At 49.7% G+C, this 22,273-nt stretch carries 14 protein-coding genes; 11 read left to right on the forward strand and 3 right to left on the reverse strand.

The annotated features are described in order from the left end of the window. The first annotated feature begins 93 nt into the window (after positions 1-93). The 11 genes from FXO21_RS19195 (at position 94) to FXO21_RS19245 (ending at position 18,217) form a co-directional block, all read left to right on the forward strand. Positions 94-3,513, forward strand: a complete 3,420-nt coding sequence (locus tag FXO21_RS19195) for a TonB-dependent receptor (protein ID WP_149641603.1) — start codon at positions 94-96, stop codon at positions 3,511-3,513. Between the two features lie 18 nt (positions 3,514-3,531). Further along, a complete protein-coding gene (locus FXO21_RS19200; protein WP_149641604.1) occupies positions 3,532-5,070 on the forward strand; it encodes a RagB/SusD family nutrient uptake outer membrane protein in 1,539 nt (512 codons plus the stop codon). Positions 5,071-5,090: 20 nt separating this feature from the next. Then, positions 5,091-7,454 (forward strand): PSD1 and planctomycete cytochrome C domain-containing protein, encoded by a 2,364-nt coding sequence (locus FXO21_RS19205; RefSeq protein ID WP_409014764.1) that lies wholly within the window; start codon positions 5,091-5,093, stop codon positions 7,452-7,454. 5 nt (positions 7,455-7,459) lie between these two features. Continuing rightward, complete coding sequence (locus FXO21_RS19210) at positions 7,460-8,917, forward strand: DUF1501 domain-containing protein (RefSeq protein WP_149643548.1); 1,458 nt, start codon at positions 7,460-7,462, stop codon at positions 8,915-8,917. A 652-nt stretch (positions 8,918-9,569) separates the two neighbouring features. Next, the gene (gene kdpF / locus FXO21_RS29235) at positions 9,570-9,647 is read left to right on the forward strand and encodes a K(+)-transporting ATPase subunit F (RefSeq protein ID WP_225865919.1); all 78 of its coding nucleotides are present in this window, start codon (positions 9,570-9,572) and stop codon (positions 9,645-9,647) included. A 25-nt stretch (positions 9,648-9,672) separates the two neighbouring features. After that, positions 9,673-11,361, forward strand: a complete 1,689-nt coding sequence (kdpA, locus tag FXO21_RS19220; RefSeq protein ID WP_149641605.1) for a potassium-transporting ATPase subunit KdpA — start codon at positions 9,673-9,675, stop codon at positions 11,359-11,361. A gap of 83 nt (positions 11,362-11,444) precedes the next feature. Further along, the gene (gene kdpB / locus FXO21_RS19225; protein ID WP_149641606.1) at positions 11,445-13,484 is read left to right on the forward strand and encodes a potassium-transporting ATPase subunit KdpB; all 2,040 of its coding nucleotides are present in this window, start codon (positions 11,445-11,447) and stop codon (positions 13,482-13,484) included. A gap of 34 nt (positions 13,485-13,518) precedes the next feature. Continuing rightward, positions 13,519-14,076: a K(+)-transporting ATPase subunit C gene (locus FXO21_RS19230; RefSeq protein ID WP_149641607.1), complete on the forward strand. Its 558-nt coding sequence runs from the start codon at positions 13,519-13,521 to the stop codon at positions 14,074-14,076. A gap of 83 nt (positions 14,077-14,159) precedes the next feature. Beyond that, positions 14,160-15,254 carry a porin gene (locus tag FXO21_RS19235; RefSeq protein WP_149641608.1) on the forward strand — a complete coding sequence of 365 codons (1,095 nt, stop codon included), beginning with the start codon at positions 14,160-14,162 and terminating at the stop codon, positions 15,252-15,254. 78 nt (positions 15,255-15,332) lie between these two features. Then, on the forward strand, positions 15,333-16,457 hold the full coding sequence (locus tag FXO21_RS19240) for a universal stress protein (protein ID WP_149641609.1): 1,125 nt from the start codon (positions 15,333-15,335) through the stop codon (positions 16,455-16,457). Positions 16,458-16,483: 26 nt separating this feature from the next. Continuing rightward, positions 16,484-18,217: an ATP-binding protein gene (locus FXO21_RS19245; protein ID WP_149641610.1), complete on the forward strand. Its 1,734-nt coding sequence runs from the start codon at positions 16,484-16,486 to the stop codon at positions 18,215-18,217. Here the strand turns inward: FXO21_RS19245 and FXO21_RS19250 are convergent. The 3 genes from FXO21_RS19250 to FXO21_RS19260 form a co-directional block, all read right to left on the reverse strand. Continuing rightward, positions 18,193-19,317, reverse strand: a complete 1,125-nt coding sequence (locus tag FXO21_RS19250) for a PepSY-associated TM helix domain-containing protein (RefSeq protein WP_149641611.1) — start codon at positions 19,315-19,317, stop codon at positions 18,193-18,195. The genes FXO21_RS19245 and FXO21_RS19250 overlap by 25 nt on opposite strands. Positions 19,318-19,348: 31 nt before the next feature. After that, positions 19,349-21,718 carry a TonB-dependent receptor gene (locus FXO21_RS19255; protein WP_149641612.1) on the reverse strand — a complete coding sequence of 790 codons (2,370 nt, stop codon included), beginning with the start codon at positions 21,716-21,718 and terminating at the stop codon, positions 19,349-19,351. Positions 21,719-21,860: 142 nt separating this feature from the next. After that, positions 21,861-22,238: a hypothetical protein gene (locus FXO21_RS19260; RefSeq protein WP_149641613.1), complete on the reverse strand. Its 378-nt coding sequence runs from the start codon at positions 22,236-22,238 to the stop codon at positions 21,861-21,863. Positions 22,239-22,273 lie beyond the last annotated feature (35 nt).

Here is a 22,273-nt window from a genome sequence, read left to right on the forward strand (position 1 = left end):
TGCCGACAGGTTAACCTCCACTGAATGTCCCTCGCCAAAGTTATTATTCAGTGAAAAATCCGCTAAATCGAACCTTTAACCTTGAACAAAACTATGAAAAAAAATGCTGCCCGGCAATTTGCGGCTAGACTAATGACATTCTCTCTGATACAGTTCCTGATCATGCTGACAGTCATCGGCATTTCGTTTGCTCACGACTCGAAGGCGCAGCAATACCTCGACCGCAGGCTGAGTATTGATGCGCAGAATGTTCACTTTAAGAAGGTCTTGACCGATATCGAAAAGTCGACTGACGTCCGGTTCGTATACAGTTCTCAGGTAATCGAACCTGGCCGCATGATTACGATCCGGCAGCAAAATGTTACGCTGAGGCAAGTTCTGCAGCAGCTTTTGACGCCGCTGCAAATCAACTACGAACTCGTTGGTAAAAAGATCGTATTGTCCAATAAAATCCGCGACAACCGCCAGTCGGACGCAGGTATCGACCTCAGCGAAGACGCCGGGGAGGTTGAAACTGCACGGGTCACAACGGGTAAGGTGACGGACGAGAAAGGGCTGGGATTAGCAGGGGTGAATGTGGTTGTGAAGGGTACGCAGATCGGTACAACCACTGATACAGAGGGGCAGTATTCCATTGACGTGCAACCGGACGCGATTCTGGTATTCAGTTTTGTGGGATATAAAAGTCAGGAGGTAACAGTGGGAACGCGTTCTGATATTTCTGTTAGTCTAGTTGCCGAGGACCGCGCGTTGCAGGAAATTGTGGTAGTAGGTTACGGAACACAAAAGCAGCGGGAAGTAACCGGCTCCATCGCCACCTTGCAGGCGGCGCAGCTGGAAGATCAGCCGGTAGGCCAGTTTGCGCAAAAGTTACAGGGGCGGATCGCGGGTGTGCAGATCAACCAGGCTACGGGCGTGCCGGGAAGCGGAATGACGATCCGGATCCGCGGCGCGGCGTCGATCAATGCCGGTAACTCGCCGCTTTATGTAGTGGATGGTTTTCCTATTGTCGGGGATATCAACAATATCAATCCCAACGAAATTGAAACATTCTCCATCCTGAAAGGCGCTTCTGCCGCCGCATTGTACGGTTCGCGTGCGGCAAACGGTGTGGTACTGATCACCACCAAGCAGGCAAAGCCCGGAAAGACTGCGATCCAGTTCAGCGCTACTTTCGGCGTGGCGCAGGTGCCGCAGAAAGGACGCGCCAAGCTGATGAATTCAAAGGAATTCCTGCAGGACAGGAAAGCGATATTTGAAGATAAGATCAAATACGAAGGCTACACAGGAGGTATTCCTGAACTCTACCAAAATCCCGAAGCCTGGACGGGGCCGGATACTGATTGGTATGAAGAATTGCTGCAGCCCGCTGGCCAAAACAGCTATAATCTGTCTTTGATGACCAATAAGGACAATTTCAGCTCAGCTACGACTGTCGGCTATTACAAGGAAAAAGGTGCGGTGATCAATAGTGATTTCCAGCGTTTTTCTTTTCGTTCCAACAATGAATACAAGGTCAATAAAGCCATCAGGGTAGGCGTCAACATTGCCCCTACGTACCAGGTGAGCAATAACCCGACGAATTCCAGTGATGATTTTTCTAACGGTGACGGGTTTTACAGTCTGATTTATTCGGCGATCATCACGCCCCCCATTTTTTCACCCTACGAAACGAATCCCGACGGAACAAAGAAGGTAAGTTTTTCCGGTCCCGGCTTATTCACATTTCCAAACTGGAAAAGGTCACTGGAAGAAACGACAAACAAAAGCTCCTCCACCCGGGTACTTGGAAATGCCTACGCCGAAGTTGATTTTTTGAAGGATTTTCGATTTAAAAGTTCGGTATCCATTGATTTGCAGGATCGCAGGCAGCGCACGTTCAGTCCGTCGACCGTAGGAACGATTTTCGCCAATGCGCCCAAGCTGGCGACCGGCTCTTACCGCACCAGTCAATACACTTCCTGGTTGACTGAAAACACCCTGAACTATACCAAAACAATCGCTGCCGATCACAATGTGGAAGCGCTGGTAGGGTATTCGGCCCAGCTTTTCAGGCAGGAGAATAATCTGCTGACCGGAACCAGCTTCCCCGACGATGCGGTAAGTTGGATCGATGCTGCTGCTATTAAAAACGGCGGCAGCAATTCTACGGAATGGTCTCTGCTATCGATGTTTACCCGTTTGAATTACAATTATAAAGGTAAATACCTGCTCGCAGCCTCTATTCGCCGAGATGGTTCGTCCCGGTTCGGGTCTGAAAACCGGTGGGGCTCATTTCCGTCGATTTCGGCGGGCTGGATCATTTCCGACGAAGCTTTTGCACAAAAATGGAAGTCTGTCAGCTACCTGAAATTCCGCGCGGAATATGGCGACGCGGGTAATTTCAATATTGGAAACTATAACCAGTTCGGCAATATCGTCACGACCAACTACGTGTTTGGCGGGGCGCTGGTACAGGGCCGCAGCCCTTCCAGTATCGGCAACAACCGGCTAACCTGGGAAACAACCCGTGGAATGGATTTCGGTGTGGACCTTGGCCTGTTCAATGACAGGGTTTCGGTGACACTGGACTATTATACCAAGCGGACTAAAAATATGCTGTACCAGGTTGACATTCCGGCCGGTACCGGGTTTTCGAATATCCAGGATAATATCGGGGAGTTTAAATTCTGGGGATACGAGGTAGGGGCGACCACGCGAAACCTTGTAGGCGCACTGAAATGGACGACCGATTTCAATGTATCTATAAACAGGAACCGCGTGATGAAACTGGGTACCAACAATACGCCGATCGGGGGCATTGGTGAGTATCCTTCCGAGATCTGGAAAACAGAAGTAGGCCGCCCGATGGGCCAGTTTTACGGATATATTTTCGACGGTATTTACAAAACCCAGGAAGAATTCGATTCCCAGGCCAAACACAGCACTTCACAGGTGGGTACTGCCCGCATGAAAGACCTGAACAACGACGGCGTGATCAATACCCTGGACCGTACTTATATCGGCAATCCCAGTCCGAAGTTTTTATTTGGGATCAACAATAGCCTCAATTACAGGAACTTCGATTTGAATCTGGTTTTCTCCGGTGCGGTTGGGAACAAAATGTACTACTCTTTGGCAGAATGGACAGAAACGCTGGAAGGGATTTTCAATGTTGAAAAATACATGAAAGACCGCTGGCGTTCGGAAGATGACCCCGGGGCCGGTATCATCGGACGTTCGCTGTCGGGTACCACTTCATTTCCAAGAAGCAATACCAACAGACTGGTACTGGACGCGTCCTATCTGACGCTAAAAAATGTGACGCTGGGGTACACCTTACCGCACCTCACGAGGTTTGTCAGCAAGGCGCGCATTTTCGTCAGCATCCAGCAGGCATTTGTACTCACCAAATACAAAGGATCCAATCCCGAGGCGAGCCTCAACGGCCTGAACGGACTCCGGGAAGGTGTGGATGTGAGCCCGTACCCGGTACCCCGGACTTCGGCTTTGGGTTTGAATGTAAGCTTCTAACTGCTAACCTCTTTCAAGATGAAAAATATTACATATATCATCCTCTCGCTCACGATACTCCTCACTTCGTGTTCCGACGAATTCCTCAACCGCGTACCTGAAAGCTCGGTTACATCCGGTAATTTTTATGAAACCGAAGCGCAGTTCGAGCAGGCCCTGATAGGGGCTTATGCTTCACTGCGGGCTGGGAAAGGCTCTATTGCCTCCTGGACAATGGGCGAAATGCGGTCGGACAACACCCACCTTGAATTCAATAATACCAACCGCGGCGGACAATATATTGAACGCGAGGATACCGATTTTTTTCTGGACAGAAATGTAAGCGGCATTGTGGCCGACAAATACAATACCCTGTACGTCGGCATCGCAAGAACCAATGCAATCCTGGATAATATCAGTAATGCCACATTCAGCCAGGCCGCGGTCGACAACATCGTCGCCCAGGCGAAGTTCCTGCGTGCGGTCTATTACTTCGAACTCGTGCGCTATTTCGGGGGAGTGCCTTTGTATCTGACAACTGTAAAAGCAGCTGGCGAGGCTTACATTCCGAGGGCTTCCGTGGAAGAGGTTTACCAGGTGATCCTGGCCGATGTAGCGGAAGCCGTGGCCAAACTGCCCGCTCCGTCGTTTCCGCAAAACGGTCGGGCCAACAAAGGTACCGCGCGTATGCTGCTGGCGGACATTTACCTGACCCGGAAAAACTTCGCAGGCGCGGAAACAGAACTCAAAGCTATCCTGGAAATGGGTTATACCCTGTTGCCCGACTACGCAGCTGCTTTCAGTCCGGCCAATAAGAACAGCGGGGAATCCATTTTTGAGATACAGTACCAGCAGGGTAACCAGGGGCAACAGAGCGACTTTCTATACCCTTTTTTGCCGCTTTCTTCGGACGTTAAAATCATCACGGGTATCATGTCGCAGAACCGGCAGGGTGGCGGCTGGAACGTTCCTACATTTGAAATGATAGAAACTTACGAGGCTGGCGATAAGCGGCTGGATGCCTCTATTGCCATTGCAGAAGGTACCGGCGTAGTGGGGGATATGGTGATCACAGCGATTAAAAGTCCCGTGGGTTACAAAGTGCCGGCCGGAAAGCGGGCATATCCGTTTATCAAAAAATACCTGCATACCCACAGTCTCGAACAAAACACGGATGATAATTTCCCGATCTACCGCTACTCCGACGCATTGCTGTCGCTTGCCGAGGCGTTGAATGAGCAGGGGAAATCGGCGGATGCTTTGAAACACTTAAATACGGTAAGACAACGAGCAGGGCTGGCCGCTTCAACCGCGACAAATCAAGCCCAGCTGCGGGACATTATCCTGCACGAACGCCGGGTGGAATTCGCGTTCGAAAACAAACGCTGGCTGGATCTTGTACGTACCGGAAAGGCTATTGAAGTAATGACAAAAAACGGGGAATACATTAAAAAGGCACACGCAGGAGAATCTTATATTCCTGCGAACAGCTATCAGGTCACCGAGCAAAAATTGCTTTTCCCCATTCCAAACCGCGAGATACTGATCGGCGACCTGGAACAAAATCCTGGCTATTGATTAAAACGAAATTGGTAAAAATGCGCTTTTTGATATTGAGAAAAAGAATGAGGAAGGTAGCCTGTCGACTGGTGTTTTTCTGCCTGAGCTGCGTTACCATGTTGCTGGCTGGTTGTGGAGAAAAGACTGCTGACCAGGGGGTTGGCTCGTTTGATGGAGAAATAAGCTATAATTTTGATATCCGGCCGATTTTGTCGGATAAATGTCTCGCCTGTCACGGTCCTGATGCGAATAAGCGCGAGGCCGGGCTGCGACTGGATATCGCGGAAGATGCTTATAAGGCTTTGAAGGAAAATCCGGGAATGCATGGTATTGTTCCCGGAAAACCTGCCCTGTCGGAAGTTTATTTACGCATTACCACAAGTGATACCAGCCTGCAAATGCCGCCGAAATCTTCCAACCTGCGGCTGACCGAACAGGAAGTGGAGCTGATCGGAAAATGGATCAAACAGGGCGCGAAGTACGAAAAACACTGGGCGTTTGTAGCGCCGCGGAAAGCGAAACTGCCCGGAGTGCAGGATGAAAACTGGCCGAAAAATGAGATCGATTATTTCATTATGGCCATGCAGGAACGGAAAGGCTTCTCTCCCAATCCAGAAGCAGACCGCGAGCGCCTGTTGAAGCGTTTGAGCCTCGATCTGACGGGCCTTCCGCCGGATATCGCTACCATGGACGCTTTTTTAGCTGACCAGAGTGCGAAGGCTTATGAAAAAGTAGTCGACAAACTGCTGGCCAGTCCGGCATACGGCGAGCGAATGGCCCTTCCGTGGCTTGATGTGGCGAGGTACTCAGATTCTTACGGTTATCAGATGGATAATTTCCGCACACAATGGCCGTGGCGCGACTGGGTTATTCATGCTTTTAATGAGAATATTTCTTACAAAGATTTCATTACCTGGCAGTTGGCCGGCGATCTGATGCCGGGAGGAGGTAAGGAACAACTGCTGGCAACAGGCTTTAACCGTAACCACAAAATTACCGAAGAGGGCGCGGTGGACGAAGAGGAATACCGGATCAGCTACGTTACCGACCGAAGCGATACTTTTGGCAAAGCTTTGCTGGGCGTTACCATGGAATGCGCGCACTGCCACGATCACAAATACGATCCGTTTACACAAAAGGAATACTTTCAAATGTTTTCTTTTTTTAACAATGTAAACGAAATGCGGGCGGTTTACACGGCTATTGACCCGTCAGTAGGAAAGCCGGAATCCTATGCCAAAAAACCGATGATGGAGATTACCGACGCGGATGTAAAAGGGATCCTGGATTTTATTAACAAACCCGATACTACCCGCCTGATCGTGTCTGTCATGGGCGATCTGGACACGTTGCGAAAGACTTACGTGCTGCAAAGAGGTATTTTTAATTCCTACGGAGAGGAAGTTCAGGCCGGTACGCCGCTTTCAATCCTGCCTTTTGACCCGAGTTTTCCAAAGAACCGCCTGGGACTCACACAATGGCTTTTTGATAAGCGCAATCCGTTGACAGCCAGAGTATTTGTCAATAGAATGTGGCAGGAATTTTTCGGCAGGGGAATTGTAAAAACGGTGGGCGACTTCGGTATGCAGGGCGAGCTGCCTACGCATCCCGCCCTGCTGGACTGGCTGGCGGTTGATTTCGCAGAACATAACTGGGATATGAAGCGACTGGTCAAACAAATTGTAATGTCCGCTACTTACAGGCAATCGGTCGTTGTAAGTCCTGAGAAAAGGCAGGCCGACCCGGAGAACATTTACCTGGCGCGCTCCCCCCGCTACCGTATTCCCGCAGAATTTGTAAAAGATGTAGTGCTGGCAAGCAGCGGGCTGCTGAACCGGCAGATTGGGGGACCAAGCGTAAAACCTTACCAGCCGGAAGGTCTTTGGGAGGGCGCTACCGCCGGGGGCGATGGGTTATTGTCGGTTTACCGGCAGGATCATGGGCCGGATCTGTACCGGCGCGGGATGTACACATTTGTAAAGCGCACAGTCCCTCCGCCTTCCATGGCGATCTTCGACGCGAGTAACCGCGATTTGTGCGAAGTTTCCCGTCAGAAAACCAATACGCCGCTGCAAGCCCTCGTGATGATGAACGATCCGGCCGTGCTGGAAGCTTCGCGGGTACTGGCTTCCGGTTTAATGCGGGAAAAAACCTCAGTCGAACAAAAGATCATCAAAGCATTCAGGCGGATTGTCTGCCGGAAGCCAACAGAAGGGGAACTGTCGGTACTGGCAGGTTATTATGCCGAAGAACAAAAGATTATGACCGATGCAAAGGCCGCGAAATTGATAGCGGTAGGCGAATATCCGGTTATGACAAATATAGACCGGAAACAGCTGGCCATTCTGGCGCGCGTTATTTCAACCATCTATAACCTGGAAGAGGCGATTACAAAAACATGAGCAAGATGCAGAATGAAATCATTGAACATTGCCTGAATTTCAACCGGCGACGGTTCCTGTCTAAACTCAGCCTGGGTATCGGCAGCGCCGCCCTGGGTTCACTGTTAATACCAGACCTGTTCAGCAAAAACGCCGACGGAGCGGGAGCTGATTTTGCGCCCGGCATTCCGCATTTCGCACCGAAAGCGAAACGTGTGATCTATCTTTTTCAAAACGGCGCCCCGTCGCAACTCGAATCCTTCGATTACAAGCCGAAACTGCGCGAAATGCATGGTCAGGACCTGCCCGAATCCGTGCGCGGCGGTCAGCGTTTGACTGGCTTTACGGCCACGCAAGCTTCGCTGCCGATGGTCGGCTCTTTCGTTGATTTTCAGCAATATGGGCAGTCGCGTGCGTGGATCAGCGATCTTTTTCCGCATACCGCGAAGATCGTCGATGATATCTGTATTGTCCGTTCCATGCATACGGAAGCAATCAATCACGACCCGGCGATTACATTTTTCCAAACCGGCGCGCAGCAGGGAAACCGGCCCAGTATGGGCGCGTGGCTGAGTTACGGATTAGGGAGCGAGAACAAGAATTTACCTGCGTTCACCGTACTGATTTCGAGGGGGAAAGGAAATAGCCAGGGGGTATATTCAAAATTATGGTCAAATGGCTTCCTCGATTCCATTCACCAGGGCGTGCAGTTCAGTAAAGGTGAAAATCCGGTGCTGTACCTGAACGATCCCGACGGAATGGACAAAACCGATCGCCGCCGCATGCTCGACAAGCTTTCGTCGCTGAACGAAATGGCGCACCAGGAGCTGGGAGACCCGGAAATTACCAGCAAGATCAGGCAGTACGAAATGGCTTACCGGATGCAAACCGCCGTGCCGGAAACGCTTGATATTTCCAAAGAGCCCGACGATATTATCCGGCTTTACGGCCCGGAATGCATGATCCCCGGTACTTTTGCAGCGAATTGCCTGCTCGCGCGGAAATTGTCGGAAAACGGCGTCCGTTTTGTGCAGCTGTATCACCAGGGGTGGGACCAGCACGCCGACCTGCCCCGTGATATCAGCTGGCAGGCGAAGGACGTCGACCAGGCTTCGGCGGCTTTGGTCACGGATCTCAAACAGCGCGGGTTGCTGGACGAAACGCTGGTGATCTGGGGCGGGGAATTTGGCCGGACCAATTTTAGCCAGGGTGCGCTTACCAAGGATAATTACGGCCGCGATCACCATCCCCGCTGTTTCAGTATCTGGATGGCGGGCGGTGGTGTAAAGCCCGGGATCGTGTACGGCGAAACCGACGAGTTCGGTTATAATGTAATCAAAGATCCCGTGCACGTCCATGATTTTCAGGCAACGGTGATGAACCAGCTTGGGTTGGATCATGAGAAGCTGGTATTCAAACATTTAGGTCGCAGGTTTCGGTTGACGGATGTATCGGGGAAGGTGATCAGGGATATTTTGGGGTGAATTGATTTTTTTAATGCGGTTGCCTCTTTAATTTGTCGCAGGGTATTGTTAGGCAGATGAAGGCGGATCCGCTCGAGTGGGGGCTTGTACTGGCGGCGATGCTGCAGTAGGTATTGCCCTGGTTGCCTTTTCTCCCCACCCAGCCAAACCTCAGTGGCTTAAGTACAAGCATTGTTAAACGAAAATAACAAGGTCGCGTACCCGCTGAGCGGATGCGCGGCTTTATCATTTTATAGAGCAAAGGCTTGTAGCAGCGCACATCATGTGCGCTATTTTTTTGATAGGTACCCTATCAAAATGATATGGCGAAGCTCTGCCTGAAAAATGAGAATTGGTAGTTAACTATTTGGTAAATAGCCGTTTGTGAAATATTGATAATGTTTGGTATGCCTTTGGATTCCATTTTGGAAAAGTCAAAACAAATGAAGCGTACATATCAATCAAAGAGAAGGTTAGCGGTCATCAGGCGAAATATTAAACCGTTTCATATGCTGGTCGCTTTTTACTCGCTGATCGCCGTTTCGGGCATCATTTACCAATCATTAACTTAAATAATAGATTCCAATGCTTACAATCCTCTTAGTCGCGGCAGGCTGCGCATGCTTCGCGCTTTTTTACCAATCTGTCACATTTTTTGAAAAGATCTAAAATCATGGCAGCATTACTCATTGTTTCCATCGGCGTATTTGTTTACATGTGCTACGTGCTTATCAAACCCGAGAAGTTTTAACCGATCCCCATCAATTTTTATTAATATGAATACAGAAATTTTGGGCGTCATTGCGATGTATACCATTACCATCCTGATGGCGATCCCGTTTGGTAAGTATATTGCCAAAGTCTACGCAGGCGAAAAGACGCTGCTGGACACCTTACTGACTCCCCTCGAAAACTTATTTTTTCGCATCAGCGGAATCGACAGGAAAGCTGAGATGAACTGGAAGCAACACCTGGTGGCCATGCTGATTATCAATCTTGTATGGTTCCTGTTGGGTATGCTGGTGTTGATGAACCAGGGCTGGCTGCCACTGAACCCGGATGGAAATCCCGGCCAGACTGCGGATCTGGCATTCAACACGAGTATATCCTTTGTTGTCAACTGTAATTTGCAGCACTATTCGGGAGAAACCGGCGTGAGCTATCTGTCGCAGCTCTTCCTAATGTTTTTACAATTTGTAAGTGCAGCAACAGGGATGGCGGCAGCGGTTATTTTATTCATTGCTTTAAAACAAAAAGCGGCCGATAAACTCGGCAACTTTTATAACCTGATGCTGATCTCGTGCACGCGGATCCTGTTGCCGGCATCCGTTGTAGTGGCCAGCATCCTCGCTTTCAACGGTACCCCAATGACCTTTGAGGGCAAAGACAGCATGGTAACCATGCAGGGCGATACAGTAGGTGTATCGACAGGCCCGGCGGCTGCTTTTATCGCCATCAAGCATCTGGGAACCAATGGGGGCGGATTCTACGGGACCAACTCGGCGCACCCGCTGGAAAACCCTAACTACCTGACCAATATGGTAGAGATGTTTTCTCAAATGATTATCCCGCTCGCAATGATCTTCGCCCTGGGCTTCTTTTTGAAGAGAAAAAAGATGGCCCGGATGATTTTCGGGGTCATGACCCTTGGGTTTTTGTTACTCTGTGTTCCGGTGGTTATCTGGGAAGTGCAAGGCAACCCCGCCATCGCGCAGATGGGCATTGATATGGGTTCGGGTGCCATGGAAGGAAAGGAGACCAGGCTGGGCAGTGCCGCTTCCGGGTTCTGGAGTATAGCCACTACCGTTATCTCGACTGGCTCGGTAAACTCCATGCACGACAGCAGCATGCCGCTCTCCGGAATGATGCAGTTGCTGGCGATGATGACCAATGCCTTTTACGGCGGTTGCGGGGTAGGGATCCTGAACTTTTTCATCTTTATCATCCTGGCCGTTTTTATCAGCGGGTTAATGGTGGGACGTACGCCTGAGTTTCTGGGTAAAAAGATTGAAGGCCGCGAAATGAAGATTGCCATGATCGTTGCATTGCTCCACCCGCTGCTTATCCTCGCAGGAACCGCGCTGGCAGCTGCTTTTCCTGTCATCACATCTGCTAATCTGAATAACCCGGGCTTTCACGGGTTTAGCGAAATGCTTTACGAGTACACATCATCGGCAGCCAACAATGGTAGTGGATTTGAAGGGCTGGGTGACAATAACCCCTGGTGGAACATGACGACTGGTTTTGTGCTGATCCTTTCCCGCTTTATTCCGATCATCGGGCCGGTGGCGATTGCAGGGATTTTGGCGAATAAAAAGTACATCCCGGAAAGTGCAGGTACGCTACGCACCGATTCAGCCACATTTGGAATGATGGTCATGGCTGTCATCGTCATCATCACCGCCCTCTCATTTTTTCCCGCACTGACACTAGGGCCAATCGCCGAATTTTTCAGCATCCATTAATTACACCGAATAAAATCAAAAAGCTAATCGCTAAAAGCTAATAGCCAAAAGCTAATAGCTAACAGCCAACTGCTCCCAAGAAAATGAAAAACCAAAATGCATCCCTGTTCCAAAAGGATCTGGTCAACCAGGCTCTGAAACAGTCTTTTATTAAATTAAACCCCAAAATCCTGTTCCGCAACCCGGTGATGTTTACCGTCGAAATAGGCACATTCGTCATGTTTGTGGTCTGTTTGTGGATTTTGTCTGGCAATACGACCCAGGGTAGCTTCGGGTACAACTTCGTCATTTTGCTGATCCTTTTGCTGACACTATTGTTTGCCAATTTCGCCGAAGCCATTGCCGAAGCGAGAGGGAAAGCCCAGGCGGACAGTCTGCGTAAAACCCGTGAAGAAACGCCTGCCAGACTGGTCATTGAAAATAAACCGGGTTTCGCGGTACCGACCCAAAATGTGATGTCCGCGGGGATGAAAAAAGGGGATATCTTCATTTGTGAAGCCGGTGACAACATTGCTACCGATGGAGAAATCATCGAAGGGCTGGCTACTATTGACGAGAGTGCGATAACGGGAGAATCCGCGCCGGTGATCCGCGAAGCGGGTGGGGATAAAAGCAGTGTGACAGGCGGGACAAAGGTTTTGTCCGACAGGATCAAAGTAATGGTTACCACTGCGCCGGGTGAAAGCTTTCTGGACAAAATGATCGCTTTGGTAGAAGGCGCCAGCCGGCAGAAAACACCGAACGAAATCGCCCTGACGATCCTTCTGGCGGGCTTTACGCTGGTGTTTGTGATCGTGTGCGTGACGCTGAAACCGTTTGCCGATTTTTCCAATACCCCTATCACCATCGCTGCATTCATCTCGCTTTTTGTCTGTCTGATCCCGACCACGATCGGCGGATTGCTTTCTGCGATCGGTATTGCGGGAATGGACCGGGCGCTGCGGGCCAATGTGATCACCAAATCGGGTAAAGCAGTGGAAACGGCAGGTGATATAGATGTGCTGCTCCTGGATAAAACGGGTACCATTACCATTGGCAACAGGAAGGCAACACATTTTCATGCGGCAAAAGGCGTTAACGACAACCATTTTATAAAAGCGGCGGTACTCAGCTCGATTGCGGATGAAACGCCGGAAGGAAAATCAATTCTGGAACTGGCCAATGCGACGCCGGGAACCTACCAGATCTCGCAACCAACATTTATCAAATTCACTGCCGAGACCCGCAGCTCCGGGGTTGATTTTGACGATACCCGCATTCGTAAAGGCGCATTTGATTCGATCCGTAACCTGGTCACGAATGCTGGAAATGCATTTCCGTCCGAGATTGAGGAGAGCGTGAAAATGATTTCCAGCAATGGCGGTACGCCGCTGGTGGTTTCTGAAAACGAGCGGGTACTGGGTGTCGTTGAATTGCAGGATATCATCAAGCCCGGTATCAACGAACGTTTCGAACGGCTCCGTAAAATGGGTGTGAAAACGGTCATGGTAACCGGCGACAACCCGCTGACAGCCAGGTTTATCGCTGAAAAGGCTGGCGTGGATGATTTTATCGCAGAAGCCAGGCCGGAAGATAAAATGAACTACATCAAAAAAGAGCAGGAAGCAGGTAAGCTGGTGGCCATGATGGGGGACGGTACCAATGATGCGCCCGCCCTGGCGCAAGCCGACGTGGGTGTTGCGATGAACAGCGGTACGCAGGCAGCCAAAGAGGCCGGTAATATGGTCGATCTGGACAATGATCCGACCAAACTGATCGAGATTGTCGAAATCGGGAAGCAGCTTTTGATGACGCGCGGAACGTTGACCACCTTCTCGATTGCCAATGATGTGGCCAAGTACTTTGCCATTATACCGGCCTTGTTTATTGCCAGTATCCCGGCGTTGCAGGGGCTGAACATCATGCGGCTCAACAGTCCTGAAAGCGCGATTCTGTCAGCGGTGATTTTCAATGCGGTGATTATCCCGTTCCTGATCCCGCTCGCCTTGAAAGGAGTAGCCTATAAACCCATCGGTGCCAGCGCGTTGTTGAGGAGAAACCTTTTTATCTACGGTTTGGGCGGCATACTGGTACCCTTTGCAGGTATCAAAGTCATTGATCTGGTGGTTAGTATCTGGATTTAAAGTCAAAAATAACAAAGCTGAAAAGTTAGAAAACATGAAAACGAACATATTTCCCGCAATCAGATTAACCTTCGTAACGCTGCTGTTTTTCAGCGTGGTGTACCCGGCTGTGATCTGGGCAATTGCCCGGCTGGCACCTAACCATGGACAGGGTGAAGTGGTCACTGCGAATAGTAAAAAGTACTACGCGAACATTGGCCAGACCTTCACAGAAGACCAATTTTTCAATGGCCGCCCGTCGGCTGTGGATTATAATGCCGCAGGAAGCGGTGGCAGTAATAAAGGGCCATCTAACCCGGAATACCTGAAAGTTGTGCAGGCTAGGATTGATACTTTTCTGGTACATAACCCCGGAATCGACAAAAAGGATATTCCGGTAGAGCTGGTTACAGCGAGCGGCAGTGGCCTTGATCCGGACATTTCACCCAAAGCCGCATTGGTACAGGTAAAAAGGGTGGCGGCTGCCAGGAAAATGTCAGAAGAAAAAATTACCCGGCTTGTCAGCGCGCACATTGAAAAACCACTTCTGGGCATGTTTGGCCCTGAAAAAGTGAATGTGCTGAGCCTGAACCTGGCTTTGGAAAAATTATAAAATAAACCCTGGTCCCTACGGGCAGCGACGCGGGGTCAGGGAGTTCAAAAAGCGCCGCTACATTCATTTACAGTGTCATTTCAATGAAAAGTTTATTATTCACTGCATTAGCCTTTGCGATTTTAAAACCGGCAATGGCCCAGGATTCTACCGAGACGAAGAATCCCTTGACGATCAGCGGCTATGCAGAAGCTTATTATCAGTACGATTTTAACAGGGCGCCCGACAACACGGCGCCGGGCTTTCTTTATAATTTCAACCGCACCGGGGAAGTGAACCTGAACCTGGGGTTTATTAAAGCAAACTACACCACCGACCGCGTCAGGGCCAATCTCGCACTGGCGGCAGGTACATATATTCATGCCAACTACGCCGCCGAGCCCCTTAAAAACGTATTCGAGGCCAACGTAGGTGTGAAAATTTCAAAAAATGCCGACTTGTGGGTTGACGCGGGGATTATGCCTTCCCATATCGGCTTTGAAAGCGCGATCGGAAAGGACAACTGGGCGCTGACAAGAAGTCTGGTCGCTGAAAATACGCCCTATTTTGAATCAGGCGTAAGGCTGGGATTTGCCACCAAAGATGAAAAACTATATGTAGCGGCCATGTATCTGAACGGCTGGCAGCGGATCCAAAGGGTGGACGGTAATTCCACGCCAGCCTTCGGAACGCAGCTTACCTACAAGCCGCCAGCTACTATCACGTTCAATTACAGCACGTTTATGGGTTCGGACAAGCCCGATAGCCTCAGGCTGATGCGCTATCATCACAACTTTTACGGGGTATTCCAATTGACGGAAAAATTTGGGGTAACTACTGGCTTTGACTACGGAACAGAGCAAAAAGCGAAGGGTAGCAGCCAATACAACAACTGGTTTGTACCGGTATTGATCGCCCGCTATTCACCGACCCCAAAAGTGAACATTGCAGCCCGAGGAGAATATTTTCAGGATAAAAACGGAGTCATTATCGCCACTGGAACTGAGAGCGGTTTTAAAACTTTCGGCGTCTCTGCCAATATTGACTACGCTGTTTTCCCGGGCGTACTCTGGCGCGTGGAAGCCAGAAACCTTAACAGTAAAGACCGGATTTTTTTGGAGCGGACTGACAGTGGTGCGGAGGGAATATCCAGGAAGGATAACTTCTTTTTGACTACTTCGATATCCGTTGTGTTTTAGGGGTATGCGGCCCGGTCCGCATACTTTGACAATAAAAGCAACGTCAACTGCCAATTTTACACCCAAACCCCTGAACCAATGTCCGAAACCAATCCAGGCGCACAGCATTTCCTGGACCTGATCAAAAGATCCAGGCGCGGAAAGTTCAAGATCTACATGGGTATGAGCGCTGGCGTGGGCAAAACATTCCGGATGTTGCAGGAAGCACATGCGTTGCTGCGCAATGGTATTGACGTTAAGATCGGCTACATTGAAACTCACAACCGCAAAGAAACGCACGATCTGCTTGATGGCCTGCCCATAATCCCGCGGCGCAAGCTTTTTTATAAGGGAAAAGAACTGGACGAGCTCGATGTGCAGGCAGTGATCAGCCTGAGGCCCGAGGTGGTGGTGGTCGACGAGCTCGCCCATACCAACATAGAGGGAAGCAAAAACGATAAACGCTGGCAGGATGTCCTGGAAATCCTGGAAGCCGGGATCAATGTGATCAGCGCCGTTAATATCCAGCACATTGAATCGCTGAATGAAGAAGTGAAAGCGATCACCGGGGTGGAGGTAAAGGAGCGGATCCCGGATAGCGTATTGAGTGCGGCAGATGAAGTAGTTAACATTGATCTGACGGCCGACGAGTTGATAACCCGCTTGAAAGAAGGCAAAATTTACAAGCCGGAAAAAATCCAGACCGCGCTTAATAATTTCTTCAAAGCCGACCATATCCTGCAACTCCGCGAGCTCGCTTTGAAAGAAGTGGCCAGTCAGGTGGAACGTAAAGTGGAATCCGAGATTCCCAAGCTGGTTGCGTCTAAAAGGGAAAAATTCCTGGCCTGTATCAGCAGCAATGAAAATACCGCCAGGCACGTGATCCGCAAAACGGCGCGGCTGGCCAGCTATTACAACAGCAAATGGTTTGTACTTTACGTACAGACGCCAAAAGAAAGCCAGGACAAGATTGCCCTTGACAAGCAGCGGCATTTGATCAATAACTTTAAGCTTGCCACTGAAATGGGTGCGGAGATTATTCGTGTGCAGGATGCCAATATTTCGGAAGCCATCATCCAGGTTGCCGAACAGCGTGAAATCACAACGATCTGTTTGGGTAAACCTCACATTAATCTGCTCAGGGTAATACTGGCTACCAACCTTTTTAATAATCTGTTAAAAAAACTGTCATCTTCGGACATAGACCTTGTTATCTTGTCATAATAAAGCCGGAATGCCGATTATTACATATGAAGATCAAAACCAAACTGCGGCTTGGACTTGGAGTCCTGTTTTTAATGATCCTGGCACTGTCGCTGATCGCGGCCAGGTATGTGTATGTTTTGAAAGAAGATACCGAGAACATTTTGCAGGACAACTACAAGACGCTCGATTACAGCAGGAGCATGTTTTTAGCCATTGATCAAATCCGTACCGACCCAAAAGCATGGGCGAGGTTTGAGCAAAACCTAAAAAACCAACAGGTCAACGTGACCGAACCCGGGGAGGAGGAAGTGACCGGTAAAATGGAAGCCCATTACCGTGCCCTGAAAAAGGACACACTTCATGCAGAGCTGCCTGTTTTGATCCGGAATGATCTGGCCGAGCTCACCCGGATCAATATGGAAGCGATCCGCACTAAAAGCGATAAGGCATTAGCAACGGCGCAGGCTGCATTTATATGGATTGCACTGGCGGGTACCGTTTGTTTTTTGATCGCACTGACCCTTCTGATCAACCTGCCGGGGAATATTGGTAATCCGATCAGGGAGCTGACTGAAAGTATTCGCGCGATTGCAGCTAAAAAATACGCCGAGCGGCTGCACTTCTCAGGCGAAGACGAGTTTGGCGAACTGGCCAGTTCCTTTAACACGATGGCCGAAAAGCTGGAAGAGTATGATAATAGCAACCTGTCCCGGATTTTGGTTGAAAAAAAACGCATTGAAGCACTGATCAATAACATGCATGAGCCTGTAATCGGGCTGGATGAGCATAAAAGGGTATTGTTTGCCAATGAAGAAGCCGTCAAGATCTCCGGTATTGCCGTCAGCGACCTGCTTGGGAAGTCTGCTACCGAGCTGGCGGAGCAGAACGACCTGATTCGCGCATTGATACAAGAGAAGCCGGGAGCCAATGGAAGCAATGGGCAGACGACCACGCCGTCGTTGAAAATTTATGCAGATAACAAGGAAAGCTATTTCGAAAAAGAGATCGTCGACATTACCATCGTCCCTACCGGCGAGCGCGTCAGGAAATTCATTGGCCAGGTTATTCTTTTGAAAAACATTACACCTTTCAAAGAGCTTGATTTTGCCAAAACCAATTTTATCGCAACCGTTTCACACGAGCTGAAAACACCTATTGCTTCGATCAAAATGAGCTTGCAGCTGCTGGAAAGCCAGCAGACCGGGGCTTTGAATGAAGAGCAGAAGCAACTGATGTCAAGCATTAAGGAAGACAGCGACCGCCTGCTGAAAATCACGGGGGAACTGCTGAATATGTCGCAGGTGGAAACGGGCAATATCCAGTTGAATATCCAGCAAAGCAGTCCTTATGCTATCTTAAAGTACGCAATCGACGCGGTCAAAACACCTGTTGAGCAAAAGCACATTGAGTTGGTTGTCGGTACAGACGACCAGCTTGCCGATGTAAAAGCGGATATGGAGAAAACCGCCTGGGTGCTGATCAATTTTTTAACCAATGCAGTCCGATACTCGCAGCAGGAAAGCAAGATCCATATTCAGCTTACGGGTACGGAGTACGGCGTTAAATTCCTTGTCCGGGACGAAGGAAAAGGCATTGACAGCCGATATCGCAGCAAAATATTCGACCGTTACTTTCAGGTGCCCGGCAGTTCCAAAACCGGTACCGGATTAGGACTTGCGATCAGTAAAGAGTTTATCGAAGCACAGGGCGGCAGCATCGGCGTGACCAGTGAAATCGGAATGGGCAGCACATTTTACTTTGAACTTGCGAGAGCATGAGATCCGCGAACTCGTCGCCACCATAGCAGAAAGCCCGTGACAGCCAGCAGGCCCGGCGCAAGCCCTACTATGACATACAGGATTTTTATGGCAACACCGCCGAAATTACCGACGTGTAAGGGGAAAAAAGTTGCCTGGATGCGGTCTCCCAAAGGCTTTTCACCCAGCCGGTCAATTTCAACGAGTTCCCCGGTATACTGATCGATTCTCACCGAATTTCCGCTGCCCCATACTTTCAACTGTCCCTTTGTGTAACCTCTGACCTCGAACTTGCGCTCAGGCTGCGTGGGCAGATAAACATAGGTAGGTTCGAGGTCAGGCATGGCAGATAAAGCCTGACGGTACATCTGATCAGGCTGGATGGAAATAGGTGTGTTTGGTTTGGTTGCTACTATTTCATTCTGCCAGGTTTTTGCCTTGAAGGCAAAGAGGTTCATCCAGAATCCGGTGAAGAAAATCACTGCATTTAAAAGCAGTGACCACACTCCGACCATGCGGTGCAGGTCGGAGCTAACCGTCCGCCAGTTCTTTCGATTGATCTTCACTCGGAATGTCAGGACTTTCCAGAGCATTTTCCGGTACACGATCGCCCCGGTAAGTAGCGACAGCAGCATGGTAATGCCAAAAATGGCCGTCAAGGCAGCACCTGGAACGCCCAGTTGAAAACTGAAATGAAATTGAAACAGCCACTCGATAAAGCTGAGTGTAAACTGACTTGAAGGCCCCTCCCGAAGAATGGCGCCGGTATAAGGATTGAAGGAAATCAATGCCAGATCATAAGTCAGTAACCGGGCGTCGTTGAAATAAAGCCGGAAATTATAGGCATCGCCGGGCTCCGCATCGGGATTAACCCATGCAATACCGTCCAGATTCGGATACCGGTTGATAATGTTGTCATAGCAGCGCTTCAGCGCCTGATCCGGCAGCCTGTTTTCCGATGTTGAAATGTGCAGTAAATCCCGGTTAAAGAGATTGTCCAGTTCCGTTCTGAAAACCAGAACGGAACCACTCAAACCGAGCAAGATCAAAAATATTCCTGTTACCAGGCCAAGCCAGCTGTGCAGCTTGAAAAGGCTTCGGCGAAACGATCCTTTTTTCATTTATAAGTCTGATAATTAGTAATATAATAAACTACCAGAGCTGATAGCTAACTCCCACTCTTACATTGAACGGGTCGCCCAGTCCGGCCAGGGTGACGCCGGAACGACTGCCTGTAAAATAGTGCTTGTTGGCCAGGTTGTAAGCATTGAGCTGAACCTGAAACCGGTTGCGCTGGTAGGAAAGCGCCGCATCCAGAACTGTGTAGGAGGGGAAAATGAAGTTCTGGTTCGTCAGCAAACCAACCTGGTCACTTACATAGCGAATGCCTGCTGCCACGCCAAAACCTTTCAGCACACGGGAGGGAAACACATATTTACCCCAGAAATTGATCTGATGCTTCGGTGCATTGGCAAAGCGGTCGCCTTTTTTACCATAAGTGGTGGTACTCACCAGCTCGTGCTCATTGAATGCATATCCCGCGATCAGACTGAGCGAATTTAAATTACCGGTTACGGAAAATTCCCCGCCCCGGCTGCGCGTGCCGTCGATGGCTGCCTGGCGGTGAGAATTTTCGTCAGTAGGGGCCGCCGTCAGGATATTGGCATAGTTGATCTGATATAACGATAATGTGGCCGACAAGCGGTTCCCGAGCAGATCGGCTTTTGATCCTACTTCATATTGAGTAGCTTTCCGGGTAGGGAACGGACCGCCGGCGAGCACGTTGTTGGAGGTTTGGGGATTGAATGATTTCAGATAGGTACCATAAACCGATACGTTTTTAACTGGTAAATAAACCAGTCCGATCCTGGGAATCCAGCCGGAAGCCTGCAATTCGTCACCCTGCTTATTATCCCGGTCTGACAATGGCGTCTCTTTGCCATTATAATTATCATAACGAAGGGAAACCAGCACTTTCAACTTACTGCCAATACTGACCTGGTCCTGAACATAAGCGCCGATCAGGTTTGTCACACGCTTGTTATCATCCGATTCGTCGGCCGGTACGGAGGCATCGGGGATACTGCCGGCATAATTCGGGTTGAGGATCGAGATCCGGGTCGAAGGTTTGTATTGGTAATCGTTTTGAGTCCAGCCGTAACGGTTGTAATCTCCGCCGACGATAATCTGATGCCCCAGCGGGCCTGTTTTTGTAGTGTAAGTTGCAAAAGCGGCTGTTTGCAGACTAAACCGGTCTGTCAGCCAGTCCTGATACCCCCGGCTGATGGAATCGTTCCGGATCCTTCCCACCGGAATATGATCCGTAAAATCCAGCACATTACGCACGGCCCGCTCCACGATCGTGAGTTTCAGGTTATCATTGATCTGGTGGTCAAAGGTTAATGTGGCCGATGCGTTATGCGTTTTACCATAATCCGTGGGGCTTTGGATCGTCAGGTTGTTGGGGTAATGGTTAAAGTCGAAAGTACCGTCGGGCCGGGTGTAAATGAAGCTTCCGTTATCATATTGGTGGACAGCCTTTTGCCAGGCGTAATTCAGTTCGAGGTTCAATGAAGTTTTGCCGTTGAAAAGGTAAGTCAGTGACGGAGCAACGAACAGGCTCTTTTTTTTCTGGTCATCCCTGAAACTTTCCGAACGGTCATAACCAATGATCGCGCGGTACAAAAGCTTTTTCTGGCTGCCAACCGGCCCTGTAAAATCCACCGACGCCCGGCCAAAGCCCCAGCTTCCAAGAGAAAGGTCCGCGCTCGCCCGTTTTTCAGGCAAAGGCTTTTTAGTAACAAAATTGACCACACCCCCCGGAGAACCTTCACTAAACAAGGCGCCTGACGGACCGCGGAGCAATTCCACAGATTCAATATTGTAGAGCAAAGGCTGCTGGCTCCACAGGAAGAGGTTTCCACGTATTCCATTGTAAAGCAAAAAACTGGCATCATTGGGAGAGTAAGCTGTAAACCCGCGGATCTGAAAATTTCCGTTGCCGTTGTTGGCCTTCATGCCCGTGAACGAGCCTGCGATCTCATTCAAAGTAAATGCCTGTCTGTCGCGGAGCACTTCGGAGGACATTACTTGTACCGATTGCGGCGTGGAAAGCAAGGGCGTATTGGTACGGGTGGAAGCATTGGATGTCAGCACCTGGTAGCGGTTTTTGGCCGTACTCACTACGACTTCTTCCAACTCCTGCCGGCTTTCAGAAAGTTGCAGGTTAAGAAACGGATTTTTGCCTTTTGAAACGCGAATGCTTTGTGTGAAAGCAGTATAACCTATATTGGAAACAGAAAGAATGTAAGATCCGGGCACGATGCCCGACAGGCTGAACTGACCATTGGCGTCGGTAATAGTTCCCAAAGTAGTATTTTGTAAACTGATTGTCGCGCCTGCCAGCGCCTTTTGCTCCGCATTTACAATACGTCCGTTGAGTGTCCCCTGTTCGGATTGAGCAATGGAATTGAAACAGTTGTCTGTTATAAAAAACAACAGGAATAAATATCTGAGATTCATTGGTATGGTGCAATTACAGATGTGCTTCATCCCGTCCGGGATGAGCAAATCGACATGTATTGATATAAAAGGATATTGTGTCCGGATGAACAAACGGGTTCGCCGGCATTAGAAGCTGCGTACTAAAAAACGCGAAGTGCGTTTATGCGCAGGGAGGAGGGACGAGTATGGAAAGAGGGGCCTGATAGGACGCCATCCGATAGGTGAAAGTCCGATCCCGGAGCGGTAAAAAATGGGATGCCGGAAACTCGAAAGAAGCTATTGCAGAGGCGAATAGTTGGAGTACCGGGATGTTTTGAATGCTTTTACTGGTTTGCTGGTCCTTCTTTTCCTGCTGCTCATTCAGCTTTTTGGCCAGATAGCATTTTCCGTTACAATGCAGCTGTGGCTTGTCGCGGTTCTCGCAGAGGATACGCGTGATATACTCCTTGTTGATCTGATAATAGGCGATGGTCCCCCACTGACTGAAAGTCGGCAGGATGGTCGTGATAAGCCATATGTAGACTAAAATTGTTCGCATCGGATCGCCGGCAAATATAGTAAATCCTGCGGTAT

It is taken from the genome of Dyadobacter sp. UC 10, from assembly GCF_008369915.1.
Taxonomy (GTDB): domain Bacteria; phylum Bacteroidota; class Bacteroidia; order Cytophagales; family Spirosomataceae; genus Dyadobacter.